This window comes from Arthrobacter ramosus (assembly GCF_039535095.1).
GTDB classification, from domain to species: domain Bacteria; phylum Actinomycetota; class Actinomycetes; order Actinomycetales; family Micrococcaceae; genus Arthrobacter; species Arthrobacter ramosus.
The window spans coordinates 4,730,922-4,748,174 of the sequence record NZ_BAAAWN010000001.1; the positions used below are offsets into that span (position 1 = coordinate 4,730,922).

Here is a 17,253-nt window from a genome sequence, read left to right on the forward strand (position 1 = left end):
GATTCCTTGGAGTTCCCTATCTTCCCCTCCCGTCCCTGCGGCAACATAGACTCGGGCTGTGGAGACATGGACAGTTGAAACGGACGACGACGGCGGCCACCTCGAGGTGCACTCCTTTCGGCCGGCCGCCGGCGCGTCCATTCCCGGCGCTTCGAGCGCTGCGGAGGAGCCCGGCGTCGTGCTTGTTCACGGCACCCTGGTGACCGATTCCCTTTACTGGCCATTCGCCCGGAACCTAAGCGTCCTGCTTGGCCGGCCGGTGCATTCCTACAACCGGCGCGGCCGCGGCCGATCAGCACCGCAACCGCCCGACTACTCCGCCGCGACGGAGACAAGCGACTTGCTTTCCGTAATGGAGGCGAGCGGATCCACCGATGTTGTCGGGCACAGCTACGGCGGATTCGTCGCGCTCCAGGCGGCGTTGCGCGCACCCATTTCCCGCCTCGTCACTTACGACGCCGCGGTTTCCCTCTCCGGGAACTTGAACGGGCGCTGGCGGCCGCAATTGGAAGAGGCCGTCACCGCGGGCCAGCTCGATAACGCATGGGCGCATTTGGTCCAGGGGCTGGGCACGGCGGGCCCGATTTCCTATTTGCCGCTCGGGGCGCTGCGGGTGATCAGCATCCTCTCGGCCAAGACGAGGTTGGGATCCGAGATGAGGGAACTGCTGCCGACGGCGGTGTTGGAGATGCGCGCGATCATCGACGCCGATTCGCATATCCAGGACTATGCGGAGTTGAAAACGCCGACCCTGATGCTTAGTGGGGGGTGGAGTCCGGCGTACTTTGCCGAAACCGGTCGGCAGCTTGCGGCTGCCATTCCGTTGGTGGACTTCGCGGTGGTCCCATTGCAGTTCCACGAGGGTCCCCTCCGGCCGGGGAAGCAGCTCGCGGTGAGAATTGCCCGCTACCTGGCACAAGGCGCCGTCACCCTAGGATGAAGCGGTGATAGAACGTGAGGTCCCCACGCCCGACGGCGGCAAGCTCGCCTTGTACAGTTACGGCTCGGTGGACGCGCCGGGAGAGCGCCGCGTGGTGCTCATTGGCGGCGCATTCTTGACCGCGCTCATCTACCGGCCATTTTCGATGGCGCTATCCACGGGACTCGGCGAGGGCTGGGCAGTCGATGTCTACGATCGCAGGGGCCGGGGCAGCTCGACGGAACTACCCGCAAACTACTCCATGGCCACGGAGATTGCGGACGTGCGGAGCATCATGGACGCTACCGGCGCCAGGAACCTCCTTGGCCACAGCCTTGGCGGATCCGTGGCATTGAACGCCGTGCAGGAGTTTGCGGGAACGAGCTACGAGCCGGACAAACTTGCTGTGTACGACGCCGCCGTGAACATCGACGGGAGCGTGGACACGGGCTGGGTGGACGGCTTTGCCCAATCCGTGGATAGCGGGAATGTGGGACGTGCCATGGCCAGGCTGAAGCGGGGCATGCAGCCTGGCACCGCTTTGGCGCGGATCCCGGAACCCATCTTGGCCGGACTCATGGCCCTCGTTTCCCACACGAAGGTCAACAAGGTCCTCAGGGGACTCATGCCAACGGGCGTGGCCGAACTCAAAGCTGCCTACGACGAATCTGCGCGCCCCCGGGACTACTCCGTCCTCCCCCGAAGCACGAGGTTCATGGTGGGCAGCAAAAGCCCCGAATACTACAAGGTCACTGCCGAGCGGCTGTACGCAGCCGTCCCCGGAAGCACGCTGGTGGTATCGCCAAAAGGCTTCCACGGATCCATTCCTGCCGCGGTCAAGGAACTTGTCATGGACCTTTCCAGCTATTTCAAGGACTGACGGAACCCTGCGGCTCCGTTAGGCTCGAAGCATGACGCGCGAGAACATCACAACGGCCGACGGCGGAACCCTCGAGCTCTTCACGACGGGCGGTGAGCTTGCCGCTGGCGGCTCAGGCGTCGTCGTCGTGCCCGCCTCCATGGTGACCGCCGCAGACTACTCCAAGTTTGCCCAGAAACTCAGTGCTGCCCTTGGCCGCCCGGTCCACACCTTCAACCGCCGCGGCCGTGGTGAATCATCGCCCCAGCCCGTGGACTACACCCTCGACGTCGACATCCGGGATCTTTCCGAAGTCATGAAGCACACGGCGAGCACCGATGTCTTCGGCCACAGCTTCGGAGGCGCAGTGGCCCTGCACGCGGCACGCACGCTGCCGGTGGAACGCCTGGCGGTCTACGACCCCGCCGTATCCGTCAACCACAGCGTGAAGGCCGAGTGGACGGGCGAATACGAGCGCGCGACGGCGGCTGGAGACTTTGACCGCGGGCTCGCTGTGCTTGTGAAGGGTGTCGAAACGGAGGGCGCCTTCGCGCGGATGCCGCTGTCCATGCTGACACTCGTCACCAAGCTCACGTCGGGCACTCACATGGGCAAGCAGATGCGTGAGCTCATGCAGGCCGGCGTGCGTGAGATCAAGGCAGTCATCGCCGCGGACATGCCGGCCGAGCCGTTCCTTGAGCTGCCGCTGGAGACACTCATTGTGGTCGGGGAAAAGAGCCCTGCCTACTTCGGTGTGGCGTGTGGCCAGATCCACGACGTCTTGTCCGGATCGAGCTACACCATCCTGCCAGGCCACGGCCACGACGGAGTGATCCGAGCACCGGACAAGCTCATCGCCGAGCTCTCCGACTTCTTCTCGGGCTAAACGCCCGCTCACATATGCCGGGTCCCGGCCGGACGCTAGCTCACATATACCGGGTCCTGACCGGACGCCCGCTCACTTCTGCTGAGGGCGGGTGGGGGCTGGGGCCGGCCCGGCTCATGGGTGAGCGGGGCCCTCATCGTCAAGCTGGTTGTGAGTCATTCATGACCTGTTGATTGAAGGAGCCGGCGATGGCCGTTGATAACAAGGGTTTCACGCGTGAAGAGATCCGTGAGTTCATGCATGAGTACTATTTGCAGCCGCACGGGTCGAGGAAGGTGTGGCTTGCCTCGACGTCCGTTTCCGAGTGGACGTTCCGCCGGTGGCGCAAGATGATGGTCCAGGGCGATATCGACCGTGGCCTGATTCCGCGGGAGCATGGAGGCATGGTCCCTACAAATCGTGAGCTCTCCGCGTTTGAAAAAGCACGCGCGAAGGAAATGGCTGCCCACCGTGCCGAAGTCGAAAGACTCCAGAAGCGGGTGCGGGAGCTGGAGGATACGAATTCCGCGCTGGGAAAAGCTATCGGGCTCTTGCACGACTTGAGCGTGCCAGAGCCCGATACAACCCCGACGAGCGCTCAGAACGGTTCGTAGCGGCCGAGAACAGCCTGGTCCTGGAGTTGCGTGTGATCATCGGCTCCCAGCGGACAGCGCTCGAGCTGGCGGGCGTGTCGCGCGGGACCTGGCATTACCGGTCCAATCCCCGTCCGGCGGTGCAGGACCCGATCCACCAGGCCGACCGGGCCTACGAATGCCGGATCAGCACCGCGCATCACGACCGGATCCTGGGGCTCATCCTGGCCGGCTGGGAGAAGGGCAACTCCGTCGACCATGCCTTCGCCACCGCTTGGGACAACGGCGTGCTGCTCGCCTCCAACCGCACGTGGTGGCGGATCGCGGCAGGGCACGAGGATCAGCAGGCCCGCCCCATCATCCCGCGCAAGCGTGGGGTCAAGCGTGGTTCCTCTGAGATGCCGGTGGTCAAGGCCACCGGCCCCTGCCAGGTCTGGTCCTGGGACATCACGGACATCTATTCAAAGTGGCAGGGGAAGGTTTTCAAGGTGTACTCCATCATGGACATCTTCTCCCGGGAGATCGTCGGCTGGCGGGCGGAGGAACGCGAGTCCGACCACCTCGCCGCGGAGATGTTCGAGACAGCCATCGCCCGGCACGGCGCCCCGCTCATCGTGCATGCCGATTCAGGCCCGGCCATGAGATCAAACCTGCTCCGTGACACCCTCACCGTCCACGGCGTGGAACTCAGCCATAACCGCCCCTACGTCTCCCTCTTAACCGGCTAATGCGGTTGTCTCTGCAGGCCAGCGACACGCCATGCCACGGGACCTGCCTTGTGATCCGGATCACTGCTGGTACACCTGTTCTTCATGAGCAGTGATTGCGGTCTTTCGCTTGAGGAGCGTGACGGCGGCTGGGCGTTGGCCGGTCAGGACGCGCCCCAGTTCAAGCTCGTGGATGAGTACCTTGGGTATCTGACGGACAGGAACTACTCGCCGAAGACGGTGCGTTCCTACGGGTATGACCTGCTGGCGTTTTGCCGGTGGCTTCTGATCGCCGGGCATCCGCTGGCGGAGGTGAGCACGGAGGTGCTGCTTCGGTTCCTGCGTGCCTGCCGCGATGCCCGGGTTCCGGGCAGGGCGGGACCGAACGTGATCAGGCTGTCGGGGCGCCGGTTGGATCAGTACGCCGCGACGACGATCAACCGTCGGCTGGCCGCGATCTCAGGTTTGTTCGCCTTCGCCGCGATGCGGGACCCGGAGATGAAGAACCCGGTCCCCAAGGGCCGGGAGGCGCGTTGGGTCGCATCCGGTGAGCGGAGCGGGATGCTGGCGCATACGGTCCGGCGGCCAAAGAACCGTTCCTCGCTTCGGCTGCGCGAACCACGTCGGTTGCCCAAGGCGTTGTCTCAGCCTGATGCGGCCGAGCTGCTGGCCAGTTTTCACACCTGGCGGGACCGGGCGATCGCGGGTTTGATGCTTTATTGCGGGTTGCGTTCGGCCGAGGTGCTGGCCCTGGACGTCGCGGACGTCGATATCGGCGGCCGGTGGCTGCAGGTGCTCGGCAAGGGACGGCGGGAGCGACGGGTGCCCCTTGACGCGGACGTGGCTTCCGTCATCCAGGTGTATCTGCTGGCCGAGCGGCCCGAATCCGGCAGCACAGGCCTGTTTCTCGTGGCCAAGGGGCCGAACCGGGGCCAGCCGTTGACCGCGGCCGGGCTGCGCACGGTGTTCCGTTATCACCGCGGCGTGACCGGAATCGTTGGCGGTCACCCGCACGCCTTGCGGCACACGTTCGGGACCGCGCTGGCCGAGGCGGGCGTCGATCTGGCGGTGATGCAGGCTTTGCTCGGCCACGCGCACGTCGATACCACTGCCCGCTACATCCATCTGGCTCCAGCCCACGTGAAAGCAGAGTTCGATGCCGCTCGCGATCGCATCCGTTCCCAGCAGTGACCCGCACACCGCGTATCTGGACTACCTGAGGCGGACCGGCCGGGGAAACACCGCGTACTCATCAGCGGCCAGGACGTTCTTCCAGCGGTGGCCGGACCCCCGGCAATGGGCGGCCGAGCCGCTGCAGGTGCGCTTGTCCGCCGGGTCAGCTACCCGGCCGATCATCACGTTCCTGATGCTGCACCAAGGCCTGCGGCCAGGCTATGACTACCTGCTGGAACGCAAGCTCTCCAGCATCTGGCGCGAGATCCAAGACTGCCCGCTGGCAACCGACCTGGACCGGTTCATGACCGCGGCCGCCGACCTGGGATTCACCGAACGGGTCCGGTTCGCCACCGGCTCCCAGGTGCCGGTTAGGCTCCTTATTCAAACCGGCCGGCGCCTGGAACGGCTCACCCTGGCCGATCTGGCCGAGTTCACCGCGGCCTGCCGGGACAGGCAGGGGCGGACCGGCAAGGGACACGGCCACTATCTGGCGGCGGCAAGCAACGCCCAACGGGTGCTGTTCCACCTCGGAGTCCTTGATGAACTTCCCCGCGCCGGCGGCCCGGTCCCGTTCGCCGTCCGGCTGGCCCAGGTGCGTCCGCCGATCCGGGCAGCGATGATCGCCTATCTGGACCGCAAGCGCGCGACCTGCCGGCCGAAGACCGTGTCAACGATCGCGACCCGGCTCAAGCACTTCGGTGAGTTCCTGGCCGGCATCGACCCGGATCTGGACTCCGTCGCTGCCCTCGACCGAGGCAAGCACATCGAGCCTTACCTGAGCAGCATGGTCGATGCCGTCAACACCAAGAACGGTGAGGTGATCACCGTCGCTGACCGGTCCCGGCGGGTGCTCGCGCTGATGGGGTTCCTGACCGACATCACCGAGTGGGACTGGCCCGAAGCGCCGCCGCGCAGGCTGTTGTTCCGTGACGACATTCCCAAGCTCCCGCAAACACTGCCGCGTTATTTGCCCGTCGATATCGACCGGCGCCTCACCCAGGTCCTGACCGAGTCCCCGGGAAATGAGCTGGCCGCTGCCGCCCTGCGGCTCCAACGCGCCTGCGGGTTGCGGATCGGGGAACTGCTCGATCTTGAACTGGACTGCGTCCACGAAGTCCCCGGCCACGGCAGCTGGCTGAAGGTCCCCCTCGGCAAGCTGGACACCGAGCGGATGATCCCTCTCGATGGAGAGATCATGGAGCTGATCGACCACATAACCCGCACCAGATCGCACGGCCGGCCGCTGCCACACCCTCGTTACCGACGCCCGGCCCAGTTCCTGTTCACCCACCACGGACGCCGGCTCGGGCAACAAGCGGTCCGCGCCGAACTCGACCGCGCCGCCGGTCTCGCCGGGCTCGAACACATCACCCCGCACCAGCTACGGCATACCTACGCCACCGCCCTGGTCAACGCCGGTGTCTCGCTGCAGGCCCTGATGGCGCTGCTGGGCCACATGTCCGCAGAGATGAGCCTGCGCTACGGACGGCTGTTCGACGCCACCGTGCGCACCGAGTACGAACGGGCCCTTGATCTGGCCAAACAACAGGCACTCACACCTCACAGCGGCAGGACCAGCCTGCCGCTCAGAGACATCACCGGCGGAAAAGACTGGAAGGACACCCCTTTGCTGAAGTCCCGCATGGCCGGAGGGTTCTGCCTGCGGGCACCCGCCCAGGGGGCTTGCGCTTACGCAAATATTTGTGAGCACTGCCCCAGCTTCCACGCCGAGCCCAGCTCACTGCCGATCCTCGCCGCGCAGCGCGTTGACGCGGACGCACTCGCCCGCGACGCCGAACAACGAGGCTGGATCGCCGAAGCCGACCGTCACAAACAGCTCATCACGCGACTCGACAAACTGATCAACGAGGCCACCACGGGATGACCAACACGAGCACTCTCAACCGCGTCGAGCGCGCCTGCGCCGATCTCCTCCGGAACGGACAGGCAGTCACCTTCACCGCCGTTGCCGCCCACACCGGCCTGGGCCGGACCACCCTCTATCGGGACCCAATGATCCGGGCCGTCATCGAGGAAAACCGTCACCGCGCCGCCGCCAGCGGCACCCTCACCGGCCTCACCGACGAGATCGCCACCCTCCGCGCCGCACTCGACACCCTCGCTGCCAGCGTGAGGCGCCACGAAGAACAACTCCGGAAACTGACCGCCCGAAAAAGCTGAATCCTTAACCGGCCAATCCCCGGCATACAGGGCTATTAGCCGGATAATCCAACGACAATCCCTTCTCGGAGTCAGGCTTTCGCACGATGAAATACCGGCCCCGCTACCCCCGGATCTTTGACGATCTCGATACCGCCAGGGAATACCTCACCGGCTATGTGCACTGGTACAGCACCGATCACAAACACTCCGGTATCGCACTGTTCTCACCATCACAAGTCCACGACGGCTCGTGGACAGAGCTCTGGGACAAACGCGACAAAGTCCACCAGGACTACTACGAACGACACCCAGGAAGGTTCCGCCAACGACCCACCACACCGGCCCCCGCCACATACGTCGGGATCAACCTCCCCCAGACCAAACACCCCAAAAAATAGCCCAGTGACTCCACACAGCTTGACAATTCTCGGGGGTTTGGGATTTCCGGCTCATAGGTGAGCCGGGGTTTGGGATTTCCGGCTCATAGGTGAGCGGGGGTTGGGGGGGTTTGGGTGTTAAATGGTTCAGGCCCCGACACGTGGTGTCGGGGCCTGACCGTTAATGGTTGTCCGGCGGTGTCCTACTCTCCCACACCCTCCCGGGTGCAGTACCATCGGCGCTGTGGGTCTTAGCTTCCGGGTTCGGAATGGGACCGGGCGTTTCCCCCACGCTATGACCGCCGTAACCCTGTTACCCGGTCCGCCGCACGGGGTGCGGGGCGGGAAGACTGGTGGTTACAACTTGTCCAAACCCGTTTGAGGGGTTCGGTGGTGTTGTTATTCAGTTGTTCGGTTCCTGGAGCAACAAACCGGTGGCGGGTTGTTGTTCGGGAACCACATAGTGGACGCAAGCAGTGATCGTGTTTGTGTGGTGTAAGTTGTCGGCCTATTAGTACCGGTCAGCTTCAACAGTCTTTGGTCCTGTCTTCCACATCCGGCCTATCAACCCAGTGGTCTGGCTGGGGGCCTCTCACACACGAGGTGCATGGAAATCTCATCTTGAAGCGAGCTTCCCGCTTAGATGCTTTCAGCGGTTATCCCATCCGAACGTAGCTAATCAGCGGTGCACTTGGCAGTACAACTGACACACCAGAGGTTCGTCCGTCCCGGTCCTCTCGTACTAAGGACAGCCCTTCTCAAATTTCCTGCGCGCGCAGCGGATAGGGACCGAACTGTCTCACGACGTTCTAAACCCAGCTCGCGTACCGCTTTAATGGGCGAACAGCCCAACCCTTGGGACCTACTCCAGCCCCAGGATGCGACGAGCCGACATCGAGGTGCCAAACCATGCCGTCGATATGGACTCTTGGGCAAGATCAGCCTGTTATCCCCGAGGTACCTTTTATCCGTTGAGCGACGGCCATTCCACAATGTACCGCCGGATCACTAGTCCCGACTTTCGTCCCTGCTTGAGATGTCTCTCTCACAGTCAAGCTCCCTTGTGCACTTACACTCGACACCTGATTGCCAACCAGGCTGAGGGAACCTTTGGGCGCCTCCGTTACTTTTTAGGAGGCAACCGCCCCAGTTAAACTACCCATCAGGCACTGTCCCTGACCCGGATCACGGGCCGAAGTTAGATGTCCAAAGTGACCAGAGTGGTATTTCAACGATGACTCCACCCGAACTGGCGTCCGGGCTTCAACGTCTCCCACCTATCCTACACAAGCCACTCCGAACACCAATACCAAACTATAGTAAAGGTCTCGGGGTCTTTCCGTCCTGCTGCGCGTAACGAGCATCTTTACTCGTACTGCAATTTCGCCGAGTTTATGGTTGAGACAGCGGGGAAGTCGTTACTCCATTCGTGCAGGTCGGAACTTACCCGACAAGGAATTTCGCTACCTTAGGATGGTTATAGTTACCACCGCCGTTTACTGGGGCTTGAATTCTCAGCTTCGCCTTGCGGCTAACCGGTCCTCTTAACCTTCCAGCACCGGGCAGGAGTCAGTCCGTATACATCGTCTTGCGACTTCGCACGGACCTGTGTTTTTAGTAAACAGTCGCTTCCCCCTGGTCTCTGCGGCCCCGATCCCCTCCCACCAGCAAGTGGTGTTCAAGGTTGGGGCCCCCCTTCTCCCGAAGTTACGGGGGCATTTTGCCGAGTTCCTTAACCATAATTCTCTCGATCGCCTTGGTATTCTCTACCTGATCACCTGTGTCGGTTTGGGGTACGGGCGGCTAGAACCTCGCGCCGATGCTTTTCTAGGCAGCATAGGATCACCGGATCCCCCCATGACGGGGGTCCCATCAGATCTCAGGAACGTCATCAAAGACACAGCGACGGATTTGCCTATCGCTGACCCTACATCCTTAGACCGGGGCAACCATCGCCCGGCCCGGCTACCTTCCTGCGTCACACCTGTTAATACGCTTACCTCCCGGGATCAGGTCCCGCGCTCGGCCAAAACCCGCACACCACAAGGGTGATTGGGCAGGCTCCGGGCGGTTAGTATCCCCCGCTTGGCATGGGCGGTCCTTCGCCGGTACGGGAATATCAACCCGTTGTCCATCGACTACGCCTGTCGGCCTCGCCTTAGGTCCCGACTTACCCAGGGCAGATTAGCTTGACCCTGGAACCCTTGATCATTCGGCGGACGGGTTTCTCACCCGTCTTTCGCTACTCATGCCTGCATTCTCACTCGTGTAGGCTCCACCGCTGGTTTACACCGCGACTTCACCGCCCACACGACGCTCCCCTACCACTCCAGACGACTGAACCACGAAGGCTTGTCTACTATCTGAAATCCACAACTTCGGCGGTGTACTTGAGCCCCGCTACATTGTCGGCGCGGAATCACTTGACCAGTGAGCTATTACGCACTCTTTCAAGGATGGCTGCTTCTAAGCCAACCTCCTGGTTGTCTTCGCAACTCCACATCCTTTCCCACTTAGCACACGCTTAGGGGCCTTAGTTGGTGGTCTGGGCTGTTTCCCTCTCGACTATGAAGCTTATCCCCCACAGTCTCACTGCTGCGCTCTCACTTACCGGCATTCGGAGTTTGGCTGACGTCAGTAACCTTGTAGGGCCCATCGGCCATCCAGTAGCTCTACCTCCGGCAAGAAACACGCAACGCTGCACCTAAATGCATTTCGGGGAGAACCAGCTATCACGGAGTTTGATTGGCCTTTCACCCCTACCCACAGCTCATCCCCTCCATTTTCAACTGAAGTGGGTTCGGTCCTCCACGACGTCTTACCGTCGCTTCAACCTGGCCATGGGTAGATCACTCCGCTTCGGGTCTAGATCACGCCACTACACTCGCCCTGTTCAGACTCGCTTTCGCTACGGCTACCCCACACGGGTTAACCTCGCGACGTAACACTAACTCGCAGGCTCATTCTTCAAAAGGCACGCCGTCACAACTACAAGGTTGCTCCGACGGATTGTAAGCACACGGTTTCAGGTACTGTTTCACTCCCCTCCCGGGGTACTTTTCACCTTTCCCTCACGGTACTGGTCCGCTATCGGTCATTAGGAAGTATTTAGGCTTATCAGGTGGTCCTGACAGATTCACACGGGATTTCTCGGGCCCCGTGCTACTTGGGATCCTCTCCAGGCGGCACACAACATTACGGTTACGGGGCTAACACCCTCTCCGGCCGGCCTTTCAAGACCGTTCACCTATGTCTGCACTCTCACCCCACCGGTCCGGCAGAACCAGTACGGAAAGTCCCACAACCCCGCCCATGCAACGCCCGCCGGCTATCACACATGGAACGGTTTAGCCTCATCCGCGTTCGCTCGCCACTACTAACGGAATCACTCTTGTTTTCTCTTCCTGCGGGTACTGAGATGTTTCACTTCCCCGCGTTCCCCCCACGCACCCTATGTGTTCAGATGCGGGTCACCAGATCACGAAAAACGCGTCTGGCGGGGTTTCCCCATTCGGACATCCTGGGATCACCGTTCGGTTATCAACTCCCCCAGGCTTATCGCAGATTCCTACGTCCTTCTTCGGCTCCTAATGCCAAGGCATCCACCGTGTGCCCTTAAAAACTTGACCACACAAGATCAAAAAACTTCTCGAGAGAACCACGGAAACCACGCCACGCCACACACCCCGAAAGGATGCACCACGCGGCCGGATCCAGGTTCATAAAAAGAAATTGCTGTAAGACACACACACCCCACCACCCCCGAAAGGAAGCAATGACCATGCGCGTGCCTAGATGCTCGCGTCCACTATGTAGTTCTCAAACAACAACCCCGTACCACACCCCCCGCACCAACCACCCCCAAAAACGGGGACGGCCACCAACGCACGGACCATGCAGCCAGGAAACCAGAAACACCCAAACCCGCGACAAAAGACACGCAAACCCAAACAGGCCACGCACCCCACGCCACGGCCCTGTTGCCTCAGGACCCAACAGTGTGCCAAACACGAAAAACCGGCTCACCCCCACCCGCACCGTTCCAGGACACTCGAAAGCATCCGTACTAGGGGCGGGAAAGAACCAACCGGCCGCTATCTGCTGATATTCCACCCATGAGCACCCACCGCAGAACAGACGCCTGCGCAATGGGCTTTGCTTCCACACACCCCCACAGCCACCATGCGGCAACCACGGGAATGATAATGGTGCTCCTTAGAAAGGAGGTGATCCAGCCGCACCTTCCGGTACGGCTACCTTGTTACGACTTAGTCCCAATCGCCGGTCCCACCTTCGACGGCTCCCCCCACAAGGGTTAGGCCACCGGCTTCGGGTGTTACCAACTTTCGTGACTTGACGGGCGGTGTGTACAAGGCCCGGGAACGTATTCACCGCAGCGTTGCTGATCTGCGATTACTAGCGACTCCGACTTCATGGGGTCGAGTTGCAGACCCCAATCCGAACTGAGACCGGCTTTTTGGGATTAGCTCCACCTCACAGTATCGCAACCCTTTGTACCGGCCATTGTAGCATGCGTGAAGCCCAAGACATAAGGGGCATGATGATTTGACGTCGTCCCCACCTTCCTCCGAGTTGACCCCGGCAGTCTCCTATGAGTCCCCGGCCGAACCGCTGGCAACATAGAACGAGGGTTGCGCTCGTTGCGGGACTTAACCCAACATCTCACGACACGAGCTGACGACAACCATGCACCACCTGTAAACCGACCGCAAGCGGGGCACCTGTTTCCAGGCGTTACCGGTTCATGTCAAGCCTTGGTAAGGTTCTTCGCGTTGCATCGAATTAATCCGCATGCTCCGCCGCTTGTGCGGGCCCCCGTCAATTCCTTTGAGTTTTAGCCTTGCGGCCGTACTCCCCAGGCGGGGCACTTAATGCGTTAGCTACGGCGCGGAAAACGTGGAATGTCCCCCACACCTAGTGCCCAACGTTTACGGCATGGACTACCAGGGTATCTAATCCTGTTCGCTCCCCATGCTTTCGCTCCTCAGCGTCAGTTAATGCCCAGAGACCTGCCTTCGCCATCGGTGTTCCTCCTGATATCTGCGCATTTCACCGCTACACCAGGAATTCCAGTCTCCCCTACATCACTCTAGTCTGCCCGTACCCACTGCAGAACCGGAGTTGAGCCCCGGTCTTTCACAGCAGACGCGACAAACCGCCTACGAGCTCTTTACGCCCAATAATTCCGGATAACGCTTGCGCCCTACGTATTACCGCGGCTGCTGGCACGTAGTTAGCCGGCGCTTCTTCTGCAGGTACCGTCACTTTCGCTTCTTCCCTACTGAAAGAGGTTTACAACCCGAAGGCCGTCATCCCTCACGCGGCGTCGCTGCATCAGGCTTCCGCCCATTGTGCAATATTCCCCACTGCTGCCTCCCGTAGGAGTCTGGGCCGTGTCTCAGTCCCAGTGTGGCCGGTCACCCTCTCAGGCCGGCTACCCGTCGTCGCCTTGGTAGGCCATTACCCCACCAACAAGCTGATAGGCCGCGAGTCCATCCAAAACCGCAAAAGCTTTCCACCACCACCGCATGCGCGGAGCAGTCATATCCGGTATTAGACCCAGTTTCCCAGGCTTATCCCAGAGTCAAGGGCAGGTTACTCACGTGTTACTCACCCGTTCGCCACTAATCCCCGGCGCAAGCACCGGATCATCGTTCGACTTGCATGTGTTAAGCACGCCGCCAGCGTTCATCCTGAGCCAGGATCAAACTCTCCGTTGAAGTAAAACAAAAACAGACACAACCACAACCACCGGAAATAACGGCGGAAGAGCTGCACAAAATTTGAAACCAGCTGTAAAAAACCAGCCCCGCACCACCGAAGCGACACAGAACCAGCCAAAACAACCAATTCATAAAAACAAATCGGTATCAACAAACTTGGCACACTATTGAGTTCTCAAACAACAGACACACCCGGCACCACCCACACCCACAACAGGGTCCAGGATCGCTCCGGAGCAACGTCCCAAAGTTACCCGAATCATTACCGCTTTGCAAATCGGTATCTCAACCAATTTCAGGATAACAATTCGAATTCCCCTCAAATTGCGGCGCATAAAACACCAGCCGTTCCAGGCTCAATTCGAAGGGGTGGCCACCCGTGGTTCCCAGCTCTAGGCTGTCTCCCGCGGCGACTTAGAAGACATTACACGGCTTCCGTACCCCGCGCAAATCCAGCATTGACGCCCCGCTGTTCCCTGCAGTTTCAACGGTTCGAGACAGTATTCGTCGAGCTGACCGACAAGCCTGATCGGTACGCCGCGGCGACGTCGACGGCGGAACGCGGGCTCCGCCGTCGGGCCCCGCCTAACCGAAGGCAGCGATACCGCTGAGCTTGCTACCCAAGATAAGGGTGTGGATTTCGTCGGTGCCTTCGTAGGTGCGCACGGATTCCAGGTTGTTGGCGTGCCGCAAGGGTGAGTGGTCCAGCGTGATTCCGTTGCCGCCGAGGATCGTCCTGGCTTCGCGTGCAATTTTGATGGCTTCGCGGCAGTTGTTCAGTTTGCCGACCGAGATCTGGTCCGGTTGCAAAGTGCCGGCGTCCTTTTTGCGCCCGAGGTGCAAGGCGAGGAGGAATCCCTTGTTGATCTCCAGAGCCATGTCAACCAACTTCTGCTGGGTCAGCTGGTAGCCGGCCAGCGGTCTGCCAAACTGCAGGCGTTCCTTGGAGTAGTCGAGGGCTACCTCGAACGCATCGCGGGCGGCACCCATGGCGCCCCAGATGATTCCGTAGCGCGCCTCGTTCAGGCAGGAGAAGGGGCCCTTGAGCCCGACGACGTTCGGCAGCACCGCACTCTCGGGTAGTCGCAGATCGGACAATTCGATGTCGCATTGGATGGAGGCACGCATAGACAGTTTCGGCTCAATCGGCGTAGCCGCGAATCCAGGGGTCTCGGTCGGGACCACGAAGCCGCGGACGCCGCCGTCGGTCTGGGCCCAGATGATGGCGACCTTGGCCACCGACGCCAGGCCGATCCAGCGTTTTGATCCGTTGAGGATCCAGTCGCCTCCGTCGCGGTGCGCAAAGGTAGTCATGCCACCCGGATCCGATCCCGCCGTGGGTTCCGTTAGTCCGAAGCAGCCGATCGCTTCCCCCGCGGCCATCGCCGGCAGCCACTCGGCTTTTTGTTCATCCGAACCGTGCTTGTAGATGGCGCTCATCGCCAATGAGCCCTGCACCGAGACGAAGGTGCGCAACCCGGAATCGCCGGCCTCAAGTTCCGCTCCGGCCAGGCCGTACTCGACGGCGGATCGCCCGGCGCATCCGTAGCCTTTCAGGTGCATGCCGAGTAGGCCCATTTTGGCGAGTTCGGGGACAAGTTCCAGCGGAAAAATGGCCTTTTCATACCAGGTTGCGATGTGTGGCTTGATCTCGCTATCCACGAAGGCGCGCACCGAATCGCGCAGCGCACGTTCATCCGCGCTAAGGAGGGAATCAAAACCAATCAGATCGCTGATATCGGACATTTATGCGCCTTTCACGGAAGTGTTTGGGGACTGGAAGGTGGACCCTTGGTGCTCACCGAGGGCCGGGGGAACTTGCCGGTAGTTCGGTGCTGCTGCGGACAGCCGGATGGGGTTGGTAAGCTGCCGGGACTCCCGGCCTGTGGCGGGATCAGTGATAACGATTGACGGCTCCAGCCCCAGGCTCTCAGCCAGTTCGAAAGCCTCGCCAACGGTGTTGACCCTGCCCGCAGGAACACCTGCAGCGAGCAATTTCCCTTGCCAACTCGCAGCATTGTCAGCATGGAGCGCAGCCTCGATCACAGTCCGAAGCTCCTCACGGGATGCTAGTCTGCGTTCGTTAGTGAGGAATCTCGCTTGCTCTGGCAAACCCTCGAGCCCTAGGACTGACGCCAGCGCCGCAAATTGCCGATCGTTGCCGACCGCGATGGCGAGCGTGCCGCCGCCAGTGCGGAATGTCTCATATGGGGCGATGCTGGGGTGTGCATTGCCGAGTCTGCCAGGCGAATTGCCCGTGGCCAAGGTGGCCGCGCCTTGGTTCACCAATGCTGCCAGGAGCGAGGAGAGGAGGTTGACCTCCACCTGCTGGCCGGTCCCCGTGGCATCGCGTACCCGCAGCGCCATTAGGATCCCCGCTAGGGCATTCTGTCCTGTCAGGACGTCGACCAGGGCAACCCCGACCTTGCTGGGTTCTCCTTCGGGGTGGCCAGTGATGCTCATCAGGCCGCCTAGCGCCTGCACGAGCAGGTCATAGCCTGGCAGATTTGCGCCGGCGCCGGCCCCGAAGCCTGAGATCGAACAATAGACGATGTCCGGCCGGCCCTCGGAAACGGCCTGATAATCCAGACCGAATTTCGCCATGACCCCAGGACGGAAGTTTTCGATGACGACGTCGCAGCCGGCCACGAGGGCGCGGGCATAGCTCAACCCCTCATCGGACTTGAGATCTGCGACGACGGATTTCTTGTTCCGGTTGACGCTTGCGAAATAGGTACCGGTCCCATCGGCGTCCACAGGCGGGATCCACGCCCGGGTATCGTCGCCGCCAGGACCTTCGATCTTGATGACCTCGGCACCGTAGTCGGCCAACATCATGGAGCACAACGGACCTGCAAGAACCCGCGAAAAGTCCGCGATCCGAATCCCCGCCAAAGGCTGCGGCAGACCGCTTGGGCTGCCCACTATGGACGTCACGACACATCTCCTTCGATGGTTGTATGTTGCATGCAACTCTAGGGTAACGTTCCCGGCGTGTAAACAATTCTTCGTCGTATCGGAGTCAGCCGCGGAATTTCGTCAGCTGATCCAGCTTTGCAAGATATGCATCGGCGGACAGTCCAGGCGTCTTCGCGCAAACACCTGTAATGAGAAGCCGGGCGGTGCGGGTGACATGTTCTCGAACCGCAGCCCATGCAGCCTGCGGGTCCTGTCGCTCCAATGCCTCGAGAATGCCTCGACGGTCGTCGGCCAAGTCCTGGCTACTTCGGATTGAAGGGATGGTTACCAACCCTTGCGCAAGAACCAGATTGCGGAGTTCACCATCCAGCGCCGTTAACCGGGGATTGCCCGCCAAGCCCATGAGAAACAAGTGGAATTCCTTGTCCGCCTGCAGGGTTCCGGGACCATCATCGCCGGCTGCAGCATCCAGGATGCGACCGTGCAGCACCCGGAAATGCTCCAGGTCATCCTTGGTGACAACCTCGGCGGCCCGAGCCGCTGCCTGGGGCTCAAGAAGAATTCGGATCTGGAAGATCTGCACAATCTCATCAAGTGAAATCTGCAGCACCCGGACACCACGGTTCTTCTCGATCCGGACAATGCCCTCCTTTTCGAGCAGCTGCAGGGCCTCACGTACCGGTGTCCTGGACACGCCGAGTCTCTCGGCTAGCCCGATCGCGGAATAGTGCTCCCCGGGCGTCATCTCGCCGGAGGTGATTGCCGCCCGCAGCATGTCTGTGGCCTGCGCTGTCAGCGACACTCCGGGAGTAACCTGTTGCATGCTACTCATCCTGACATTGTACGGGTGACGCGAACCTGCATCTCGGAGGGGTCCATAGGTGAGCGAGGGTTTCGGATTTCCGGCTTATAGGTGAGCGGGCGTTGGCGG

General features: G+C 61.2%; 11 protein-coding genes, 3 rRNA genes and 1 pseudogene. 9 read left to right on the forward strand and 6 right to left on the reverse strand.

What is annotated here, in order from left to right:
- The first annotated feature begins 58 nt into the window (after nucleotides 1–58).
- The 9 genes and pseudogenes from ABD742_RS21805 to ABD742_RS21845 form a co-directional block, all read left to right on the forward strand.
- On the forward strand, nucleotides 59–940 hold the full coding sequence (locus ABD742_RS21805; protein ID WP_234753899.1) for an alpha/beta fold hydrolase: 882 nt from the start codon (nucleotides 59–61) through the stop codon (nucleotides 938–940).
- 4 nt (nucleotides 941–944) lie between these two features.
- Nucleotides 945–1,799 (forward strand): alpha/beta fold hydrolase, encoded by an 855-nt coding sequence (locus tag ABD742_RS21810; RefSeq protein WP_234753898.1) that lies wholly within the window; start codon nucleotides 945–947, stop codon nucleotides 1,797–1,799.
- 31 nt (nucleotides 1,800–1,830) lie between these two features.
- The gene (locus ABD742_RS21815) at nucleotides 1,831–2,664 is read left to right on the forward strand and encodes an alpha/beta fold hydrolase (RefSeq protein WP_234753896.1); all 834 of its coding nucleotides are present in this window, start codon (nucleotides 1,831–1,833) and stop codon (nucleotides 2,662–2,664) included.
- 188 nt (nucleotides 2,665–2,852) lie between these two features.
- Nucleotides 2,853–3,257: a coiled-coil domain-containing protein gene (locus tag ABD742_RS21820; RefSeq protein WP_344788531.1), complete on the forward strand. Its 405-nt coding sequence runs from the start codon at nucleotides 2,853–2,855 to the stop codon at nucleotides 3,255–3,257.
- Nucleotides 3,258–3,289: 32 nt separating this feature from the next.
- Nucleotides 3,290–3,964, forward strand: coding sequence for a DDE-type integrase/transposase/recombinase (locus ABD742_RS21825; protein ID WP_344788530.1), 675 nt, complete (start codon nucleotides 3,290–3,292; stop codon nucleotides 3,962–3,964).
- An 84-nt stretch (nucleotides 3,965–4,048) separates the two neighbouring features.
- Nucleotides 4,049–5,134 carry a tyrosine-type recombinase/integrase gene (locus ABD742_RS21830; protein ID WP_234750900.1) on the forward strand — a complete coding sequence of 362 codons (1,086 nt, stop codon included), beginning with the start codon at nucleotides 4,049–4,051 and terminating at the stop codon, nucleotides 5,132–5,134.
- Nucleotides 5,100–7,004, forward strand: coding sequence for a tyrosine-type recombinase/integrase (locus tag ABD742_RS21835; RefSeq protein WP_234750899.1), 1,905 nt, complete (start codon nucleotides 5,100–5,102; stop codon nucleotides 7,002–7,004). The genes ABD742_RS21830 and ABD742_RS21835 overlap by 35 nt, the downstream gene beginning before the upstream one ends.
- Nucleotides 7,001–7,300 carry a DUF6262 family protein gene (locus ABD742_RS21840; RefSeq protein ID WP_234750898.1) on the forward strand — a complete coding sequence of 100 codons (300 nt, stop codon included), beginning with the start codon at nucleotides 7,001–7,003 and terminating at the stop codon, nucleotides 7,298–7,300. Before ABD742_RS21835 ends, ABD742_RS21840 begins: the two co-directional genes overlap by 4 nt.
- Before the next feature lie 62 nt (nucleotides 7,301–7,362).
- Nucleotides 7,363–7,680: pseudogene (locus ABD742_RS21845) on the forward strand (integrase core domain-containing protein); the annotation flags it as partial.
- A 169-nt stretch (nucleotides 7,681–7,849) separates the two neighbouring features.
- Here the strand turns inward: ABD742_RS21845 and rrf are convergent.
- From rrf to ABD742_RS21875, 6 genes are all read right to left on the reverse strand, one after another.
- Nucleotides 7,850–7,966 (reverse strand): 5S ribosomal RNA (gene rrf, locus ABD742_RS21850).
- Nucleotides 7,967–8,149: 183 nt separating this feature from the next.
- Nucleotides 8,150–11,288, reverse strand: a 23S ribosomal RNA gene (locus tag ABD742_RS21855).
- Between the two features lie 590 nt (nucleotides 11,289–11,878).
- Nucleotides 11,879–13,400 (reverse strand): 16S ribosomal RNA (locus ABD742_RS21860).
- Together the 16S, 23S and 5S rRNA genes form the textbook arrangement of a ribosomal RNA operon.
- 588 nt (nucleotides 13,401–13,988) lie before the next feature.
- Entirely contained in the window at nucleotides 13,989–15,149 is a 1,161-nt protein-coding gene (locus tag ABD742_RS21865; protein ID WP_344789035.1) for an acyl-CoA dehydrogenase family protein, read from the reverse strand.
- On the reverse strand, nucleotides 15,150–16,340 hold the full coding sequence (locus ABD742_RS21870; RefSeq protein ID WP_344789037.1) for a CaiB/BaiF CoA transferase family protein: 1,191 nt from the start codon (nucleotides 16,338–16,340) through the stop codon (nucleotides 15,150–15,152).
- Between the two features lie 85 nt (nucleotides 16,341–16,425).
- Nucleotides 16,426–17,145 (reverse strand): GntR family transcriptional regulator, encoded by a 720-nt coding sequence (locus ABD742_RS21875; RefSeq protein WP_344789039.1) that lies wholly within the window; start codon nucleotides 17,143–17,145, stop codon nucleotides 16,426–16,428.
- Between the last annotated feature and the right edge of the window lie 108 nt (nucleotides 17,146–17,253).